18 protein-coding genes are annotated in these 18,559 nt (G+C 39.2%); 11 read left to right on the top strand and 7 right to left on the bottom strand.

Translation table 11 applies throughout. The annotated features are described in order from the left end of the window. Positions 1 to 69: 69 nt before the first annotated feature. The gene (locus tag FL972_RS03870; protein ID WP_144603786.1) at positions 70 to 408 is read right to left on the bottom strand and encodes a single-stranded DNA-binding protein; all 339 of its coding nucleotides are present in this window, start codon (positions 406 to 408) and stop codon (positions 70 to 72) included. Between the two features lie 483 nt (positions 409 to 891). Here FL972_RS03870 and FL972_RS03865 point away from each other — a divergent pair, with 483 nt between their 5' ends. The 6 genes from FL972_RS03865 (at position 892) to FL972_RS03840 (ending at position 3,925) form a co-directional block, all read left to right on the top strand. Then, positions 892 to 1,149 (top strand): hypothetical protein, encoded by a 258-nt coding sequence (locus FL972_RS03865; protein ID WP_144603785.1) that lies wholly within the window; start codon positions 892 to 894, stop codon positions 1,147 to 1,149. Between the two features lie 88 nt (positions 1,150 to 1,237). After that, positions 1,238 to 1,444, top strand: coding sequence for a GDCCVxC domain-containing (seleno)protein (locus tag FL972_RS19555; protein WP_144603784.1), 207 nt, complete (start codon positions 1,238 to 1,240; stop codon positions 1,442 to 1,444). 30 nt (positions 1,445 to 1,474) lie between these two features. Continuing rightward, positions 1,475 to 1,831: a bleomycin resistance protein gene (locus FL972_RS03855; protein ID WP_144603783.1), complete on the top strand. Its 357-nt coding sequence runs from the start codon at positions 1,475 to 1,477 to the stop codon at positions 1,829 to 1,831. A gap of 62 nt (positions 1,832 to 1,893) precedes the next feature. Beyond that, a complete protein-coding gene (locus FL972_RS03850; protein WP_144603782.1) occupies positions 1,894 to 2,502 on the top strand; it encodes a hypothetical protein in 609 nt (202 codons plus the stop codon). Continuing rightward, positions 2,489 to 3,019, top strand: coding sequence for a GNAT family N-acetyltransferase (locus FL972_RS03845; protein ID WP_186299987.1), 531 nt, complete (start codon positions 2,489 to 2,491; stop codon positions 3,017 to 3,019). Before FL972_RS03850 ends, FL972_RS03845 begins: the two co-directional genes overlap by 14 nt. A gap of 114 nt (positions 3,020 to 3,133) precedes the next feature. Further along, the gene (locus tag FL972_RS03840; protein WP_144603780.1) at positions 3,134 to 3,925 is read left to right on the top strand and encodes a hypothetical protein; all 792 of its coding nucleotides are present in this window, start codon (positions 3,134 to 3,136) and stop codon (positions 3,923 to 3,925) included. Positions 3,926 to 3,989: 64 nt separating this feature from the next. Here the strand turns inward: FL972_RS03840 and FL972_RS03835 are convergent, their stop codons facing one another. After that, the gene (locus FL972_RS03835; protein ID WP_144603779.1) at positions 3,990 to 5,345 is read right to left on the bottom strand and encodes a glucoamylase family protein; all 1,356 of its coding nucleotides are present in this window, start codon (positions 5,343 to 5,345) and stop codon (positions 3,990 to 3,992) included. Positions 5,346 to 5,428: 83 nt separating this feature from the next. Here FL972_RS03835 and FL972_RS03830 point away from each other — a divergent pair, with 83 nt between their 5' ends. The 5 genes from FL972_RS03830 to FL972_RS03810 all read left to right on the top strand — a co-directional run bounded on the left by FL972_RS03830 (position 5,429) and on the right by FL972_RS03810 (position 10,649). After that, positions 5,429 to 6,676, top strand: a complete 1,248-nt coding sequence (locus FL972_RS03830) for an alkaline phosphatase family protein (protein WP_144603778.1) — start codon at positions 5,429 to 5,431, stop codon at positions 6,674 to 6,676. Next, the gene (locus FL972_RS03825; protein ID WP_144603777.1) at positions 6,676 to 7,074 is read left to right on the top strand and encodes a group III truncated hemoglobin; all 399 of its coding nucleotides are present in this window, start codon (positions 6,676 to 6,678) and stop codon (positions 7,072 to 7,074) included. The genes FL972_RS03830 and FL972_RS03825 overlap by 1 nt, the downstream gene beginning before the upstream one ends. Before the next feature lie 109 nt (positions 7,075 to 7,183). After that, complete coding sequence (locus FL972_RS03820) at positions 7,184 to 8,200, top strand: hypothetical protein (protein WP_144603776.1); 1,017 nt, start codon at positions 7,184 to 7,186, stop codon at positions 8,198 to 8,200. Between the two features lie 43 nt (positions 8,201 to 8,243). Continuing rightward, entirely contained in the window at positions 8,244 to 9,119 is an 876-nt protein-coding gene (locus FL972_RS03815) for a formate/nitrite transporter family protein (RefSeq protein WP_144603775.1), read from the top strand. Between the two features lie 351 nt (positions 9,120 to 9,470). After that, on the top strand, positions 9,471 to 10,649 hold the full coding sequence (locus FL972_RS03810; protein WP_144603774.1) for a hypothetical protein: 1,179 nt from the start codon (positions 9,471 to 9,473) through the stop codon (positions 10,647 to 10,649). A 32-nt stretch (positions 10,650 to 10,681) separates the two neighbouring features. On the opposite strand, the gene FL972_RS03805 is transcribed toward FL972_RS03810, so the two are convergent. The 5 genes from FL972_RS03805 to accB form a co-directional block, all read right to left on the bottom strand. Next, positions 10,682 to 12,808, bottom strand: coding sequence for a c-type cytochrome domain-containing protein (locus FL972_RS03805; RefSeq protein ID WP_144603773.1), 2,127 nt, complete (start codon positions 12,806 to 12,808; stop codon positions 10,682 to 10,684). Between the two features lie 3 nt (positions 12,809 to 12,811). Continuing rightward, positions 12,812 to 14,266: a DUF1501 domain-containing protein gene (locus tag FL972_RS03800; RefSeq protein ID WP_144603772.1), complete on the bottom strand. Its 1,455-nt coding sequence runs from the start codon at positions 14,264 to 14,266 to the stop codon at positions 12,812 to 12,814. 1 nt (position 14,267) lies between these two features. Further along, complete coding sequence (locus FL972_RS03795) at positions 14,268 to 16,538, bottom strand: PSD1 and planctomycete cytochrome C domain-containing protein (RefSeq protein ID WP_144603771.1); 2,271 nt, start codon at positions 16,536 to 16,538, stop codon at positions 14,268 to 14,270. Between the two features lie 137 nt (positions 16,539 to 16,675). Beyond that, positions 16,676 to 18,025, bottom strand: coding sequence for an acetyl-CoA carboxylase biotin carboxylase subunit (gene accC, locus FL972_RS03790; RefSeq protein WP_091655235.1), 1,350 nt, complete (start codon positions 18,023 to 18,025; stop codon positions 16,676 to 16,678). 24 nt (positions 18,026 to 18,049) lie between these two features. Beyond that, positions 18,050 to 18,526, bottom strand: coding sequence for an acetyl-CoA carboxylase biotin carboxyl carrier protein (gene accB, locus FL972_RS03785; RefSeq protein ID WP_144603770.1), 477 nt, complete (start codon positions 18,524 to 18,526; stop codon positions 18,050 to 18,052). Positions 18,527 to 18,559: the final 33 nt, after the last annotated feature.

Below are 18,559 nucleotides of genomic sequence, written 5' to 3'. Positions count from 1 at the left end.
GCAAAGCGATTGATTTTGAAGCGGTTTGGACTCGTAATAAGAAGTCTACTGCATATTTCGGGTCTAAAATTAGGATTTAGAACCCATTAACATCACTTCACTGACCACCACCTCTGTGATATATCGCTTTACTCCTTCTTTGTCTTTATAATTCCTGCTACTGAGTTTTCCCTCAATGCCGATCTCTGAACCTTTATCAGTATATTTTTCCACGATTTCCACCTGTTTTCCCCAGATGACTAAATTGTGCCAGGTAGTCTCTTCGACCTTTTCTCCCTGTTGATTTCTATAGGTTTCATTGGTTGCCAATCGAACTTTTCCCAGCTTCTTGCCGGACTCCAAAGTCTTTACTTCAATTTTGTCTGCCATTCTTCCGATGAGTTGAACTCTGTTTCTTAGTGCGTTCATAATAGTTATAGTTTTAGTGTGAAATAATTTTTCGCCAGAGGCAAATTGATGAGTCAAAGGTGTAGGGCCGTTGAGAAATTAGTCGGGAGGCAGTCGATAGTATCCGATAGCAGTCGTTTGCTGTCGGATAATTGGGCTTTGGGAGACCAAATTCAAAAAATTCAAAAAAAAGTTTAGTGAATTTTTGTACTTACTTGTAGGATAGGTCTTTTATTACTTGGCTGAACCTAGCTAAGGACTTATTTGATTAATAAGGGAAAGGTTGACAAAGAATAAATTTCAGTTCAATTATTTACTGTATCATTACCAATAAGTTGGTCATAAATGCATTTTTATAAATAATCTGATTATCCGCAATCATACTAGTTGACAAATAGTCTTAATTAGTAGTTCTTGGTAAGAAAGCGGAAATCCATATTAAATAAGTTGAAATTGAAAAAGTCAGTTTTCTTATCTTTACTTATATCAAAATTGATTTGAAATATGAGTTTGAACCTAGCATATTACAGAAAATCAGACTGGAGCAAATTGATAGAGATGATTGATGATCCTGAAAAAATGCATGATACTTGGGAAGAGTCGTACCAAGACTTTTTGAAGGTCGAAAAACAATTGAAGTCCTCCGGTTTTTTGCCCAATCGAATTGTAATTGATTTGGATGAATTAAAAGCATTTTGTGTCCAAAAAGGATTGAAAATTGACGGAAAAGCAAGGTCATTATATGTTAGTTCTTTTCAATAAACTTTAATTCTTTTTTCCCCTGACATAAAATCAAAAATAATTTGGAAGACCTAAATGGGAGATATTAGATTATTGGTAATTTATATTCATGCTTGTTCAACTAGATTCAACCATCACTTGCCCAAATTGTGGATTTCAAAAAAGAGAGCATATGCCTGAAGATGCCTGTGTTTTCTTTTATGAATGTGAGCAATGTAAAACTATACTCAAACCTCTTCCAGGTGACTGTTGCGTTTTTTGCAGCTATGGAACAGGGAAATGTCCACCGATTCAAAAAGGCAATTCTTGTTGTTGATTTAGTCACTACTTAATAAAATTAAATTCTATGCTCACAGCCATACACCCCAAGCTTCCCATGAGGGACAAGACCCTAACTCAAAAATATTATTGTGATCAATTAGGTTTTGAGGTGCTGGGGAAGGCAGACTATGAGGATTACCTCATGTTAAAAAAAGATCATATTGAGATTCATTTTTTTAGGTTTAAGGATTTGGACCCTAAAGAGAACTATGGACAGGTTTATATCCGTGTCACGGGTATCGAAAAATACTATCAAACCTTAATTGAGAAAAGAGTAGCTATTCATCCCAATGGACCGCTCCAACTCAAGCCTTGGGGTCAAAAGGAATTTGCTTTGCTCGATCCGGATAATAACCTCTTGACTTTTGGTGAGTCTATCTGAAAAGCTATTTGAAATTTTACTTCGATCTTTTTAGACTGAGTAGAAGCCCTTATTTTTCCAGAATGAAAGCAATTTTGCTACTATTTCTTCTTCTATCACCACTCGCTCTTCTTGGCCAAACAGGCTATAAAGATGAAATGGGAAGGGATGTAAGCAGAGAGTATTTTGAAAATCAAATTTTGGAAGGGCCCTATTTTGGTATTCCTGATGGAGAAGGAGGAAAAATATTGGTTCATAGGATGCCGTTTGGAAAGGTGGATCCCCAAGCATTTTTTGAGAAAACAGGAAATCTGGATGCGCTGAATCAAGAAAAATCACTGATTGTGATTTTTTATCCAGGCCAAGATGAATGTAATTCCACTGGTTCGGGAGATCGGACCAAATCCTTTGAGAAGGAGCACAAAACTTTAATTAAATGGGCGGAAAAAGCTAATGCAGCTCCACCGATTTATCTTTATTCCAATCCTTCTGGTTTGGAAAGATTTCAGGATGTAGTTACCTGGAAACCTGATCCGGATGGAGTATTTTCCCAAACATTTTTTCGATATCCCTATCCTTGCGGAAGTTTTGTAGTGATACATCCATCGGGAGAGTTTCGAGGAATCTTAGGGGGATACCCTCTCAACCAAATTCAAGTTGCACTTAAAAAACTTCAGCGTGCCAACCGATAAGATCGATCTCACTATCACTCCCCTAAAGAAGGAGGAGTTGCCTAAGCTGGTGAATGTGGCTCGGGAGGCGTTTTTACAGGCTTTCACAGAAGGGAATAAACCTGAGAATGTAAGTGCATACTTAGATGAAGCATTTGCGTATTCCCAAATTGCCAAAGAATTTCAAGAAGCTGCCTCTCATTTTTATGTTGGCAAATTAGAGGATACCATCATAGGCTATACCAAGCTGAATGAAGTACCTGCCCAAACTGATATCCATGATCCAGTGAGTTTGGAAATAGCTCGCCTGTATGTTTTGGAAGAATATCTGGGGAAAGGAGTAGGAAAGAAACTATTGGATTTTGGGATCGATTTCGCCAAGGAAAAAGGTAAAAAATACCTTTGGTTGGGTGTTTGGGAGCATAATGCCAGAGCTATCCGGTTTTATGAAAAAAATGGATTGAGAATTTTTGATTCACATCCCTTTCCTTTTGGAGATGAGATACAGACAGATTATTTGATGCGGATTGATTTCTGAATAGTTTAACGGGTCTTCTTTTCCTCGTAAATTCTTCTGTGCTTTTAGTGATTTATTCTCAAGATGATTGCTAAATCTTAATTTTTTAATATGTTCATATTTTCTCAGTAGAGAATGGAAAACGAAGAGTTAAAAATACCCAAGCTGTATTCATATTTAGGAATTTGCTTAGCCACATTTTTAGGAGGACCTTTAGCAGGAGGAATAGTGATTTATAAGAACCTCCAAGTTTTGGAAAAACGAAGAAAAGGACTAACGATTGTTATATCATTTTTCATCTTTCAGACCCTATTGTTTTGCTCAATAATCTTCATTCCCAAATATTTTGTCAATCAGATTCCTAACTTTCTAATTCCATTTATAACTGCTCTGATTGTCTACCATACTTCAAAAAAACTATTTGGTGAGGAATTAAAGTTTAGAGAAATAAATCATATAAAATCCAAAAATAACCTGAAGGCTGTAGGAATCGGATTGTTGGTTTTACTGATTTCCAGTTCAGTTTTTTTATCATTTGCCATTCCAATGAGACTTTTAAGTGAGCCTGAAGAGTTTGAAGAATTCAAGAGCGAGTTTGCCCTTAATGAAGCTAAAACATCAGATTTTAATGAACATTTCTTTAATCTTTCAGACTCAGAACTGGCCTCTTATTTTCAAAAAGATTATTTGCCAATTTGGTATGAAAACAAAGAATTGATTCAGGAAATAAAAGAATCAGACGTCTATTTGAATTGGGATATGGAAAAGAAGCTAGAACTTTTAGAAGAATACACTGATAAAAGAATTTTAATTGGGGAAGTGTTTTTGAAAGATTATAAAAATAGACATGCTACCTATATAGAAGATATAAATCTAATAATTGGCGATATACAGGACATTCTAAGGGAGCTTGAGGAGCTTTCTTAAAATGTTTTTTATAAAATCTAAGCCTTCAAACTCTTACTGCAATAGAAGTTGATACGCATATTTTTTATTGAGGAACCTGGTACTCAAATCCCAGTTTATTCAATCCAGCCTGAATCTCAGGAGCATTCATAAATAGTTTCCAACCTAATCCAGTACGGTAATTTTCTATCATGGTCACCATTGGACCTTGATCTATGGCCAAATAGCGCTGTGGGAAAAAGTTATGATGAGGACTCATGGCATCGTAAAATCCATAAGGCCCAAGTACTTGGTCTCCGTAATTTTCATATAAATTTCTAATCACTTTCATGGACTCTTCCGGAGTATATACTATGGAAGAAACAGCTGCAGTCGGAGAAATGACTCCTGTGTCATTTCCTGGCCGATGTGCATCGTAAAAGTTGATAGAATAAGAAGCGGTAAGTCCCCAAAGATTTTCTCCATACCCGGAAAATTTATTTGGGTTTGCAATACACCATGCTCGATTAATCAGTGTTTGGTTGGTGTTTTCCTGCCCATAATCTGCATAAGCATCTTTTAGCCCAAAAGGATGTAAGCCCAAATAGGAGTAATGTGCCCAAAATAGCGGTCCTCCCAACTCTTCCGCTCCATTATGGCGAAGCTGAAGCGGGAAGCCGTATCCTCCGGCGGAAGGAGCTTTAATATCTCCTGATCTGGCCCATCCCTGATGGTAAACCTCAGAGTTGATGCTATGTGTAGGAGAGGAGGCTGCTAGGATGTAAGTGATTAATACCTCATTGTAGCCCTCCAAGGCAAAATTCATATCCCATCCAAAATTAGGAGACCAGTGCCAGTATAAAACATTCTGTCCTCCTCTTGTAAACCAGCTCCAATCCATTTCCCTCCAGAGTTGATCTATTCTTTCAGCAATATTTCTTTCTAATTCATTGCCATTTTTATAGTATTCCCGCACAGCCAACAGGCCCTGCATCAAAAAAGCGGATTCTACCAAATCGGCTCCATCATCCTTTGGAGAGAAAGGAACAGTTTTTCCGGTTTTTCCATCCAACCAATGTGGCCAAACTCCGTGGTAACGGTCTGCTTTTTCCAGAAAGTTTAAGATTTTCTCAAATCTCCCTGCAGCCTGAACTCTGCTGATCCAACCTCTTTCAATTGCTCCAAGAATTCCTATTAAACCCATGCCTGTTCCTCCAGTAGTGATCACATGGGAATCATTGGCGGGATAAACGCCATCCATGTGAATTCTTTCAGGTGCCATTCCAGAGTTAGGTTCAGCCCCATCCCAGAAATATTGAAAAGTGTAATATTGAATTGTGTCTAATAGTTCTTCATCACTGAGTTTCGTGACATTCTCATCCGGTGCCTGGTCCACAGGGTCAGTTTTTGGCGAATCGCATGCAAACAACAATAGGAAGGGTATAATATAAATGGTTCTCATAGGAGTTTCTTAGCTGGGAAATAAGTTAAGGAATAGATAGGTAAAAACTTATTCAGACCATATTTTTGATAAAAAATAAATTTATGAGGCTATTACTCTTAGGTTTTGTCATCGGTCTTTCAACTATTTTGAAAGCTTTTTCCCAGGATAAAGAAGATCAATATGTGATTTTGATTTCTCTGGATGGGTTTCGATACGATTATGTTAATCGATTTAAGCCAGAAAACCTAAGTAATTTCATAGCAAATGGAACAGCAGCGCAGGGTCTGATCCCTTCTTTTCCCAGCAAGACATTTCCCAATCATTATACCATTGCTACTGGTTTAAAGCCTGAACATCATGGCTTGGTTGATAATAGCTTTTATGATCCCAAAAAGGATAAGCAATACTCCATTTCCAACCGGGAGGTGGTGACTGACGGCTATTGGTATGGGGGAACTCCGCTCTGGGTTCTAGCTGAGCAAAATGGGCTGACAGCTGCGAGTTACTTTTTTGTAGGAAGTGAGGCGGCTATTCAGGGAGTCAGACCTAGTTATTATTATGATTACGATGGTAAGGTCCCTAACCTGACTAGAATCTCAAAAGTTTTTGAATGGCTACAACTTCCCGAAAATGAAAGACCTCGGCTGATTACGCTTTATTTTTCTGATATGGATGATACGGGGCATGCATTTGGTCCATCTAATGATGCAGCACTGAAGCAGACACTCACACGTTTGGATAGGGAGTTAGGAGCTTTGTTTGAAGGTTTGAAAAGTTTGGATCTTCCCATCAATGTAATTTTGGTATCTGACCATGGAATGGTGGAGGTGCCTAGGGAAAATTTGATTAATTATGAACCCTTGGTGGATGGGGTAGAAGCACGAATTGTAAACTCGGGGGCTTTGTTGCATATGCACCTAAAAAATCCAGATGAAAAGGCTGAGATTAAAGCCTTGATAGAATCCAGAGGTAAGCATATTCATGTCATTGATATAGCCGATCGTGAGTACTATCAGGATTTAAGTCTGCATGAGGATTTGATGGGAGACCTTTTGATTATACCTGATTTGGGATATTATCTAACAGATGATCGCGGGATGTTCCGATATCAAAATCGTGCTGCCATGTCCAAAACTGAAGTCTTCGGAGAGCATGGATTTAGTCCTGATTATCAGGAAATGCAGGGGATATTTTATGCGAATGGTCCTGCTTTCAAAGAAGGACTTGTAATTGAGCCCTTTGAAAACATTCATATTTATCCGATTATCTGTGAAATATTAGGCTTACCTAGTCCTGATTCTATAGATGGTCAGCTAGAAGTTTTAAAGCCAATTCTCAAAGAAAACTGATGGATAGGGCTCTGATATCAAGTAGAAAGGAAGTCGATTTTTTAGTTCGCCGCTTTTATGATCAGGTTCGAAAGCATGAAGTTTTGGGACCGGTTTTCAATCATGTGGTTAAGGATTGGGAGCATCACTTGGTGCATTTGAGTGACTTTTGGGAAATGATCTTACTCCAAACAGGGCCGGGAAGGGGGAAATTTAATCCTACAAAGGTGCATAGAGAGGTAGATGCTCAGGTCAATCATCAAATTGAGCAGGCGCATTTTGGACATTGGCTAGAACTGTGGTTTGCAACCATCAATCGATATTTTGAGGGGGAAGTGGCTGATTATGCTAAAGAGCATGCCCGTCGTATGGGACATATGCTTTTTATGAGAATTTGGGAGGCTAGGAATAATTCCTAATCCTTTGAATATCTGGCCTTTTTTATTAGCTTGATTGGACTATTTCAGGATTTTTTAATGCCTGACTCAATGGGCTGAATCTTGAATATTTTTACCTAATCAATGACTTATGAAACTCAGATTTGCACTCATTCAGCTTTGTTTATTTTTCTTTTTTTCAGTTCCACTTTTAGCTCAGGGAGACTTATTTACCAATCAGGAAACCTTGGAATTGAAGATGAAATTTTCCATCAAGGATATGAAGAAAAACACCAATGATTCTACCTATGTAGATCAAGTGATTTGGTATAAAAATGAAGCAGGTGAATGGGAGGAATTGGAAGTTGAAATGAGGACTAGGGGGAATTTCAGGCTCAATAACTGCTATTATCCACCTATGCGTTTGAAGGTTAAAAAGAAGCAGCGAAAAGGAACTCCATTTGAAAACAATAAAAGTCTAAAACTTGTCATGCCTTGTAATCGGGCGAGCAATGCGGATTCCTATGTGATCAAGGAATTGATATGTTACAAGCTTTTTGATGAAGTTAGCGAGTATACTTTTTCCACCCGAATGGTCAGACTCTATTTCGAAAATGAGGATGATAAAAAAGGCGAACAGGAACTAATAGGCTTCTTGATTGAAGATGATGATGATGTGGCTGATCGTTTTAATGCAAAAATTGTAGATGATAAAAAGATCTTGGGGACTTTATTGGAAGATTCAGCGGCTTTGAGGCATGATTTGTTTCAATTGATGATTGGGAACACCGACTTTTCAGGATTGTATAAGCATAATCAAAAAGTCATGCAATTGGACGAACGCACAGTGGTGCCCTTGGCATATGATTTTGATATGACTGGTCTTGTGAATCCTCCTTATGCACAAGTGAGTAATCTCGTCAATATTGAAAAGGTGACAGATAGATTATATCGTGGATTTTGTAGAGATGAGGCAATCACCCAAACGATTCGAAATGAATTTATTGCCAAAGAACAAAGTATCTACTCTGTAGTTAATCGATATAGTGATTGGTTAAGTACAGGAGAGAAAAAAGAAATTGACAGATTTCTGAGAGATTTTTTTGAAATCCTAAACAATGATCGGTCTTTTGAAAAGTTCGTAGTCAACGCATGTAGAAGCTATTAAACTTTTAGCTTAAAGCTTATCTTTATTGAATAAATAATTCTTTATGATCTGGAAAAAGGAGAAAAGTCCTGAACAGCAGGAAAAGGAGCGTCAAAGAGAAATAGATAAGGAAATTCATAATTCTGCTGAAGAAAAAAAAGATGGGACCAAGACTCACGGAGAGGTATTGCGTGACCAGATTACCGATGCCCTTAAAACCTACGATAAGAATTCCAGTAGTATTTTACTCAGCTCTTTGACCGCTGGAATGGAGATTGGCTTTAGCTATTTACTTCTAGCTACACTTTTTTATTTTCTTGAGGGTAAAATGGCTGAAGATTCCATTTTTAAAATGATCGCCTTGGTCTATCCGATGGGATTTATTTTGGTAGTACTGGGTCAGTCCATCTTATTTACTGAGCAAACAGCCTTGCTTACCCTTCCAGTTTTAAATAAAAAAAGAACCCCGCTGAGTATGCTAAAATTGTGGGGTTTGGTAATCAGCGGTAACCTGGTTGGGGGATATTTTATTGGACTGCTGCTGGTTTGGTTAGGGCCCAGGTTAGAGATATTTGATTTGCATGTAATTGAAACTATTGCCCTCCATGTATTAAAGGCAGAAATCCATGTGATCTTTGTCAGTGCTATGGTTGCAGGTTGGCTAATGGGATTGTTATCCTGGTTATTAGCTTCGGTGAGAGATACTGTCAGTCAGATAGTAATCATTTTCTTGATCACCTCCGTATTGTCTTTTGCAAGTTTGCATCACAGCATTATCGGAAATATTGAAGTATTTACAGGGATGATTAGTTCGGAACAAATCCACCTGATGGATTATCTCTCTTTTCAATCTACAGCTTTGGTCGGGAATGCATTCGGTGGAGCAATTTTCGTAGCCTTGCTTAAATACAGAGCCTTTGTGTTTAATATCGGGAAATAAAAAATCTGATCATTATCAACTATACCTTTGCCATATTTTCTTTGCTTGATCGATTGGATATTTCGAATTCGCTCAGTACTGGCGACCGAAGACCCTGCCACGGCAGACGAAGCATCCGGATTCTGATTCTTTAGGCTTATAAAAAGCCGTATTTTCCTTCTCTACTTGGAGTAAAGCGGATACATATAATAAGTTTATCTGGAAAGAATGGGGCTTTCAAATTACCCTTGCTTTTTGGGACGGAAGACTAAAATGTCAGAAACCGATCCTGAAGAATATTTTAGACAAAAAACTTTATCATTTCAATTGCTTAAACTCCAATCATCTTTCAAGAATTATTTTGGACTTTTTATGAAACCAATAGCCAACTTTCTAATCATAGGGTTTCTCATAACTCTCCTATCATCCTGCAATAATGCTAAAGAATCAACTATCTCTGAAGGGGCGAATTTTGAAGTGGTAGTGGTTGATTCTCTGGAAATAGATTACTTGGGCAATCTTTGGTTGATTAATTATGATGCTAGTAGTGAACAATTTTTAGCCTATGGAAATGGGAATCAAGAATTGGTCATATTGGATAAAAATGGAGTTGTTTTAGAGCAATTTGAGGTGCCTCGGGATGGACCAAATTCAGTTTCCATGATCAATGCGATAGGGATGACTGATGGCCAAATCCGAATCCTTGAATTTGGGAAAGGGCTGGTCAAGCTCGATCAAAGGGGCAAGAAAATCTGGAATCTCCGCTTTCCCTATTTTGCTTTTTACCTGAATGGAATTGCTGGACAGCCATTTTTCGACATGGGAAGGGAGATTGCCTTTATCAGACCTGAAAAAGGAGATTCTCAAGAGATTGATTGGGATGAAGATCTAAAAGGTATTTTTGAATCGGTTTATCATGCGCCCATTTTGGAAATCATGGATACCATCAGCCTTGAAAATCGTGAGACTATGCCTTTTCCACCAGGGTCTTCTTATCAGGATGGAAATTTTTATGGATGGACTTTTCCCGCAGTGTTGAGGAAGGAAAAGGATTGGTTTCTTTTTCTCAGAGGAGAAATGAATTTTTACCATTACCAGGAAAATGCCGGTGAGATAGATTTTGTGAAAGAAGTTTCTCTTCAGGTAAACGATGCAGTTCCTCTAATTGGAGTTCCTTTCGAGAAACAAGATGATTTTTGGGATCTTGTAGAGTTTAATTTTTCAGGAAGAATAAACCAAGTTTTGCATGGTGAAAAATATATGTATGTGATTTATGAAAAAGGGTTGCCGGAAGAGTTTATGCAGACTTTGGATCAAGATCGTGTAAAAAGGCAATTCCAACTCCTGCAAAAGAGACAGCACTATTTAGCAGTTTTTGATCAAAATTTAACTCTTTTAGAAAACGAGATTTCACTTCCAAAGGGGCTGATTTATACCAATATTGTCACTGATGAAAACGAGATTTTGGGGCTGAAAAATCAGGATTATTTTGAAGAGGAAAAGGATCAAGTCGTTTACTATAAATTAAAATTGGAAGGTCTAGGGGATTAATTCAGTAGATGATTGATTGAAATTTAAACCTTTCAATTCAATAAAATCTCGTCTATAAATACCCATCCTTTCGCTCCGGCTCCGGGATGCCAGTTAGGGAGTGAGGAAATTGGATTGAGCTTGACTTTTATTTTTTGAGGGCTTTTGCCTTGAATTTGGTATTGAAGAAGTTCTGATCTGATTTCACCAATTTTTTCAGACTGTTTGGGTTGATCCCGAAGGATACTTTTCCATCTGCCATCTTCCCAACTAAATATTTCCACCTGCGTAGGAGGGAAGATATAGGCACTTTCATGATATAATAAGCTCAAACCCAAACTTTCTACCCGCTGATTTTCAGGGATCTCAAACTCAGCCTCAAAGGCTTGTTCACTGTAGCCCAGCCATTCCCCGGAAGTATGATTGTTTTTTCCCTTGATTTGATCAAAAAGGGTACTGGCTCCCTGAGCTTGATATCTTGGATTTGGAGCATTTAGAAGTTTTGAATCAGAAGGACTCAGGCCTGACTTCATATATACTGAGGATACGGCTGGTGAACTTTTCCATTCAGGAGCAAAGACTTTGGTTAGTATTTTTCCGGATTGATCGACCCAAATAGGTCCCGAATAGATGGGGCTATTGAGGCTGTCAGGCTCAGTCCCGTCTAAAGTGTATCTAATCTCAGCCAATGGAATCGGATGACTGAGCACTAATTCCAAACTGTCTTTAAAAAGTGTTTTTGCTTGTGAAATTTTAGGAGGATTTAATTCATAAATTATCCCTTTCCCGTCAAATCCAAAATCAATTCTTGTGGTTGGAAGGTTTTTTTTCAACTCATTTTTTTGAGAATCCGAAAGCCCCGTTTGCCACAAAAAAAGCTTTTTCAAATGATTCATTTGAGACAGAATTTTGACACTTTCCCGCTGTAGGTTATTTCCTGAAAGCGCTAATTCTTGAAGGGATGATAATTTTTCCAGTTGGGCGATTTGTTGTGTGGATAGGCCGGAAAAATTCAGTGAAAGCTTTTCCAAGTTGTTGAAATCTTCCAAAAAGCTTAAATCCAGATTTTCCAATGGCATTTTGTTGAGACTTAGTTCTACCACTTGTGTTTTTACCTTCTTCAAATCTTTGAGGGAGGAAGGGTTAAAAGCAGCTATCCCAAAATAAGAAACAGCCAAAGCGGGTGATTCAGGGAAAAGTGGCTTGACCGTTCTATAAAAACTGTTGAGTTCCTCTACAGTTTCAGGTGAAGCAGCCTCAAACTGATAGGAGGTTTCTGGCTGAAAACGCAAGCTTGCAAATTGATATAATTTACTTTCCTTTTCCAACTCTTCCATTTTCTGGTCAAATTTCGCCCCATTCGCCACCCATTCCTTTAAAATACTCAATTCTTCTTCAGAGAGTTGAGCCTTGTTTTTAGGAGGCATATGTTCCTTTGCATCTATCGGGAGGCTAATGCGCTGAACCATCATGGAGTTTTCCAAATCTCCGGCCAATGCGAAAGGCCCTGTTTTACCTCCCTTTTGAATTCCTTCTAAATGATCCAGCCTTAATTCGCCTTTAATTTTGCCCTCTCTATGGCAAGACACACATTTAGCCTCTAAAATAGGCTGAACAATATCACTGAACACCTCTGCTTCCGCCAAGGTAGGAACTTGACTTTTTTCTGTGTTTAATGGGGCTAATAAAAAGTCTTCCCCATGCGTAAGATTAGCTCCCCAATGCCCTGTTAAAATAACTCCTAAGGCTAAAATTATGGCAGAAAAGCCTATGGTTTTGGAGCTGATATTTCTGAAAAAATAGATGAAAATAGAAAAAGCGAATACCAGAAATCCAGCCCATTGATGCCAATTTAGAGCCTCTCCCTCGTAGTCTTCTTTTGCCAAAATTAAACCTGCGATTACGGTAATTCCTGCAAAATTAGCTCCTGCAAGAAAGATCAGCTCACCGATATTTTTGACCTCATTGTTGTTGCGAAGACTGGGTACCAAGAAAAATATGATGCCTGCAAGGAGTAGGACTATAGGAAAATGCAAGAGTAGGGGATGGGATCTGCCTACAACTTGAAAGAAGGACGGAAACTCCGTGCTTTCTGGAGCAAGACTGAGTACAATACTGAGCCCTAGCCAAACAAAAAGACAATTTTCAAGCAGGTTACGGAGCGTTGATTTTTCTCTCATAAATTAAGCGATCAGATCTTTCACTACTTTGCCGGATACGTCAGTCAGTCTATATCTTCTGCCTAGATGTTTGTATGTCAACTTCTCATGATCTATGCCCAAAAGGTGTAAAACAGTGGCTTGAAAATCATGGACATGTACTGGGTTTTCAGCGATGTTGTAACCGAAATCATCTGTTTCACCATACACCATTCCGGATTTTACTCCTCCTCCTGCCATCCAAATGGAGAAAGCCCTAGGATGATGATCTCTCCCGTAGTTTTCCACTTGGATTTTGCCTTGACAATAATTGGTTCGGCCAAACTCTCCACCCCATATCACCAAAGTTTCGTCTAATAAACCTCTTTGCTTCAAGTCTGTGATCAAAGCCGCAGAAGCTTGATCCACATCTTTGGCTTGCATAGCCATTTGATTGGGTAAGTTATCGTGTTGATCCCAACCCTGATGGTATAATTGAACAAATCGAACTCCGCTCTCGGAAAGTTTTCTGGCCAAAAGACAATTGGCAGCATATGTTCCTGGAACCAAACAGTCTGGTCCGTATAATTTGATTATCGAGTCGGGTTCTTTAGATACGTCTGTGATTTCAGGAACAGCAGTCTGCATTCTATAGGCCATTTCATATTGCTGAACCTTTGCAGTGATGGCAGGATCATTAAACTCGCGGAAACTCAAATCATTCATTGCAGCAATCTGATCCAGCATTTTTCTGCGCTCATCCCGGCTCATGGATTTAGGGTCTTTCAGATATAAGACCGGGTCTTCGGAATTTGAAAATTGTACACCCTGATGAGTTGCATCTAAAAATCCATTGCTCCAAAGCTTAGAATAAACTCCCTGTCCATTTCCTTTTCCTCTGCTTAGTAGTACACAAAATGCCGGTAAGTTGCTATTCTCACTTCCCAGGCCATAACTTAACCAAGAGCCCATACTAGGACGATTACCAACTTGAGCACCAGTTTGGAAAAATGTCAAGGCAGGATCATGATTGATTGCCTCTGTATGCATAGACTTAACTATGCATATATCATCCACTATGCTGGCTGTATGAGGAAAAATAGACGAAATCCATGCTCTGCTTTCCCCGTATTGTTGAAAATCAAAATAGGATCCCACCAAAGGGAATTTTTCCTGTCCTGCGGTCATTCCCGTCAATCTCTGCCCCATGCGAATGGACTCTGGGAGATCCTGTCCATAGTTTTTTTGCAGAAGAGGCTTGTAATCGAAAGATTCTAATTGGGATGGGGCACCATTTTGAAAAAGATAGATGACCCGCTTTGCTTTAGGTGCAAAGTGAGGAAGAGCTGCCATAAGTGCATCCTCGGACTCGCTTCTGCCGGAAAAAAGATCAGGAACCAACAAAGAACCCAAAGCTGCACTCCCAAGTCCAAGACTTAATCTGGAAAGAAATTTTCTTCTATTGAGATTTAATCCCTGTTCTAAGATTTCTTTTTCCATGTTAGATTTTGGTTATTGTTTCTTCCAGATTGTAGAGGCTCACAATTACCTGCATCAAAGCAGCAGTCTCGGCATTGATATGTTTTTCTTCCAGAGGATATTCTCCTACCTCTAAGCTTTCTTTTATCTGGCTTGGATTGGACTGAAACCTTTCTAGCTGATCATCATAATAACTCAGCAAAAGCCTCGATTCTTTTGAGCTCATTGGCCGGCATAGAATTCTTAGAAATGCCTCTTCTATTGCAGTTTTGGATTCAGTTTCCTGAGTCATTAATCTGGAAGCTAATACTCTAGAAGCTTCGAGAATTAAAGGATCATTAAGCATGACCAAAGCTTGCAACGGAGTATTGGTTCTCCCTCTTCCTACCTCGCATCTATCTCTATTACTTGAATCAAATATGATGGCTTTGGGTGGAGGAACAGTGAGTTTGATGAAATTGTAAAGTCCTCGTCGATAAAGGCTTTTTCCATGATCCTGAACGTAGGTGGCCAAAACTCCACGACCTGAAGATGCAGCTTCCCAGGTGCCTTCTGGCTGATAGGGTTTAACGCTAGGTCCACCCACCTGATTAACCAATAACCCACTACTGGCCAGAACCAGATCTTGAATGTTTTCAGGATCTTTATTCAGGTGTTGATTAGTGATTTTGGCGGATTGCTGATAGGTAGCAGAGCTGACAATCTGTTTCATTAAACGCTTGATATCCCAGCCATTTTCCATGAAATCTACAGCGAGCCAATCCAGTAATTCCGGGTGGGAGGGAAGGTCTCCCTGCATTCCAAAATCTCCCGCTGATTTGACTATTCCAGTTCCGAATATTTCCTGCCAAATAAGATTAACAAAAACTCGGGCTGTCAATGGATTATCTCTATTGGTAGCCCATTGGGCTAAGCCCAGTCTGTTTTGGGGAAGATTAGTAGAGAATTCAAGGATTGAAGCTGGCGTAGAAGGTTTCACCGGACTAGTGGGAGCATCATACACTCCTCTATCCAAAATGTAGGTTGTTCTGGCTTTCTCACCTTCTAACTCACCCATGACAGAAACAGATAATTTGCTTGTGTCCGGATAATTGATGAAGTCTAAAATTCCGCCCAAGTCTTCCCGTTCTATCCAAAGAATGGGAGTTTTAGCGGGCTTTGAAATACTCACATCTCCCTCGTAGCCTTTTTCCGGGCTATTATTGAAAAAGGCGAAAAATTCATAATATTCTTTCTGAGAGAATGGATCATATTTATGATCGTGGCACTGAGCACATTCCATAGTAATGCCCAATATTCCTTTGCTAAAGGTATTGGTCTTATCCAGCACATATTCTACTCTATATTCTTCATCAATGACACCGCCTTCTTCAGTGTATTTATGGTTTCTATTGAAAGCGGTAGCTAAAATCTGCTCCTTGGTTGGGTTGGGCAATAAATCTCCTGCAATCTGCCAGGTGATGAATTGATCATAGGGAAGATTGGAATTTAATGCATGGATCACCCAATCCCTGTATGGCCACTGGGTGCGAATATTGTCATCCTGGTACCCGTAACTATCTGCATATCTGGAAATATCCATCCATAGAATTGCCAGTTTTTCTCCAAAAGACTTTTCTTCCAATAGATTGTCTATCAGGTTTTCATAATTGCTAGACTCGTCCAGGTCAGAAAATTGCTGTAGAATCGCTGGGCTAGGGGGAAGTCCAGTCAAATCCAGACTCACACGCTTGATCAATTCATAGTATTCTGCTTTTGGATTAGGCTTTAAACCCTTTTCCTTCATCTTTTGAAGGATGAATTGATCTATTTCATTCTTGGTCCATTCGGTTTTTGGAGGGAGTTTGCTCTTTTCTGCTCTTACAAAAGCCCAATGAGGTTCGTATTTTGCGCCTTGTTTTATCCATTTTTTAATCAGTGCAATTTCTCTTTCGCTCAGCTGTAGGTTGGATTCAGGAGGAGGCATCATTTCCGAAGGATCTAGGGAACTGATTCTATGATACACTTCCGATTCTTCAGGTTTTCCTGAGACCAAAGCAAATTTCCCGGGATTTTCTTTCAAGGCTTGAAATGCAGAACTTTCCAAGTCTAATCTAAGATCAGCTTCTCTTTTATTAGCGTCAGGACCATGGCAAGTAAAGCACTTATCAGATAATATGGGTCTAATATGGAAATTATAGCTGACTTGGTCTATGGATTCCAGCGAGTCATATTCTGTACTGTTAGGTTCACACGACCAGAAAAATGGAACTATAAGAATTAAAGCATAAATATTTCGCCTCTTGAAAACCATAAAAGGGATTATTTTGGTATTTCAAGTTATGGAAAAATTTTAAAAAAGTATAAGTCGTTTTTGATTAATTTTTATTTACCAAGGTAATAAAAAAGCCACCTGAGAAGGTGGCTCTAATTATTTTTATTTATTAAATATCAGCTCTTTATCACTGAGAAATCAAATGATTCCAAGAATTTGGTAGTAAAGTTTCCTGCCTTGAATTGCTCATTTTCGAGCAAAGCAATGTGGAAAGGAATAGTGGTTTTAATACCATCAATTACAAACTCTTCCAAGGCTCTTTTCATTCTTACGATCACCTCTTCTCTACTTTGACCACTTACGATCAACTTGGCAATCATGGAGTCATAGTTTGGTGGAATGACATAACCTGCATATACATGGGAGTCGACCCGAACTCCACGTCCTCCTGGAATATGAAGATTTTGAATTTTACCCGGACTTGGTCTGAAACCATTAGCAGGATCTTCTGCATTGATTCTACACTCCATTGCAAAGAGTTTAGGGAAGTAATTTCTTCCTGAGATTTTCTCACCTGCAGCTACCTTGATTTGCTCTTTAATCAGATCAAAATCAGTCACCTCTTCTGTAATTGGATGCTCTACCTGAATTCGGGTATTCATCTCCATGAAGTAGAAGTTTCTGTCTTTGTCCACCAAGAACTCTATGGTACCGGCTCCTTCATAACCAATAGCCTCAGCGCCTTTGATAGCGGCTTTACCCATAGCTTCCCGAAGTTCATCTGTGATGAATGGGGAAGGGGTTTCCTCTACCAGCTTCTGATGTCTTCTCTGAATAGAGCAGTCTCGTTCCGATAAGTGACATGCTTTTCCTCTGCTATCACCGACAATTTGAATTTCAATGTGTCTAGGCTCCTCAACAAATTTTTCAAGATATAATCCATCATTGCCAAAGGCAGCTCCGGATTCCATTTTTGCATCATCCCATGCTTTTTTGAAATCTTTGTCTTCTTTAACAATTCTCATTCCTCGGCCACCGCCACCTGCAGTTGCTTTTAGGATAACCGGATAACCCATTTCATTGGCCAGTTTTAAGCCTTGCTCGATGGAGTCCAAAAGACCTTCTGAACCTGGAATAGTCGGTACACCTGCTGCTTTCATGGTTGCTTTAGCAGTAGCTTTATCACCCATCTGGGCGATCATATCCGGAGATGCTCCAATGAATTTAATTCCGTATTCATCACAAATTCTTGAGAATTCGGCATTCTCAGAAAGGAACCCATAACCCGGATGAATAGCGTCTGCATTGGTGATTTCAGCAGCGGCAATTATTCTGGGAATATTGAGATAAGATTCTCTACTTGGAGCCGGACCAATGCAAACTGCTTCATCTGCAAAGCGAACGTGCAGGGAATCCTTGTCCGCTGTTGAATATACAGCTACAGTTTTGATTCCCATTTCCTTGCAAGTTCGAATTACTCTTAAAGCAATTTCACCTCGGTTGGCTATTAATATTTTTTTAAACACAGCGATTTATTTTTAGTGGAAAAATTAACCTGCTGGATCTACCAAGAACAATGGTTGATCGTATTCAACTGGTGTTGCATTGGATACTAAGATCTTTACAATCTTACCGGAAATTTCGGATTCGATTTCGTTGAAAAGTTTCATCGCTTCGATGATACACACGGTCTGTCCAGCCTTGATGGTGTCACCTACATTTACAAATGCGGGAGAATCTGGGTTAGGAGTAAGATAGAAGGTTCCGATCATCGGGGACTTGATTTCTACCAAATTAGAGCTTGCCGCAGTTGGAGCCTCAGAAGCAGCAGGTTGAGGTGCTGGCGCTGGCGCTGGAGCAGGTGCTGCAGCTTGCTGGGGAGCTGGAGCTGATTCCACCACTCTCACTTGAGCAGACTCTGCATATTTCTTGATAGAAAGTTCGAATTCTTCTGTTTTGATTTTTACTTCAGCCAGACCAGAATTCGAGATATAGTCGATTAATTCCTGAATTTCTTTTGCTTTCATAGGTTTCATGTTTTGGATTGCCTCTCGGCAGGG

The sequence above is a fragment of the Algoriphagus algorifonticola genome (assembly GCF_007655305.1).
In the GTDB taxonomy this organism is placed as follows: Bacteria; Bacteroidota; Bacteroidia; order Cytophagales; family Cyclobacteriaceae; genus Algoriphagus; species Algoriphagus algorifonticola.
The sequence above is the reverse complement of the archived record's forward strand: the minus strand, read 5'-3'. Positions and strand labels throughout refer to the sequence as shown.

Bases quoted from the DNA above. Each gene is read 5' to 3' on its own strand.
- FL972_RS03795 (WP_144603771.1), bottom strand. From the start codon at position 16,538: ATGGTTTTCAAGAGGCGAAATATTTATGCTTTAATTCTTATAGTTCCA.
- accB (WP_144603770.1), bottom strand. From the start codon at position 18,526: ATGAAAGCAAAAGAAATTCAGGAATTAATCGACTATATCTCGAATTCT.
- FL972_RS03835 (WP_144603779.1), bottom strand. From the start codon at position 5,345: ATGAGAACCATTTATATTATACCCTTCCTATTGTTGTTTGCATGCGAT.
- FL972_RS03870 (WP_144603786.1), bottom strand. From the start codon at position 408: ATGAACGCACTAAGAAACAGAGTTCAACTCATCGGAAGAATGGCAGAC.
- FL972_RS03855 (WP_144603783.1), top strand. From the start codon at position 1,475: ATGCTCACAGCCATACACCCCAAGCTTCCCATGAGGGACAAGACCCTA.
- FL972_RS03830 (WP_144603778.1), top strand. From the start codon at position 5,429: ATGAGGCTATTACTCTTAGGTTTTGTCATCGGTCTTTCAACTATTTTG.
- FL972_RS03800 (WP_144603772.1), bottom strand. From the start codon at position 14,266: ATGGAAAAAGAAATCTTAGAACAGGGATTAAATCTCAATAGAAGAAAA.
- FL972_RS19555 (WP_144603784.1), top strand. From the start codon at position 1,238: ATGCTTGTTCAACTAGATTCAACCATCACTTGCCCAAATTGTGGATTT.
- FL972_RS03820 (WP_144603776.1), top strand. From the start codon at position 7,184: ATGAAACTCAGATTTGCACTCATTCAGCTTTGTTTATTTTTCTTTTTT.
- FL972_RS03815 (WP_144603775.1), top strand. From the start codon at position 8,244: ATGATCTGGAAAAAGGAGAAAAGTCCTGAACAGCAGGAAAAGGAGCGT.
- FL972_RS03865 (WP_144603785.1), top strand. From the start codon at position 892: ATGAGTTTGAACCTAGCATATTACAGAAAATCAGACTGGAGCAAATTG.
- FL972_RS03805 (WP_144603773.1), bottom strand. From the start codon at position 12,808: ATGAGAGAAAAATCAACGCTCCGTAACCTGCTTGAAAATTGTCTTTTT.
- FL972_RS03850 (WP_144603782.1), top strand. From the start codon at position 1,894: ATGAAAGCAATTTTGCTACTATTTCTTCTTCTATCACCACTCGCTCTT.
- FL972_RS03810 (WP_144603774.1), top strand. From the start codon at position 9,471: ATGAAACCAATAGCCAACTTTCTAATCATAGGGTTTCTCATAACTCTC.
- FL972_RS03840 (WP_144603780.1), top strand. From the start codon at position 3,134: ATGGAAAACGAAGAGTTAAAAATACCCAAGCTGTATTCATATTTAGGA.
- FL972_RS03825 (WP_144603777.1), top strand. From the start codon at position 6,676: ATGGATAGGGCTCTGATATCAAGTAGAAAGGAAGTCGATTTTTTAGTT.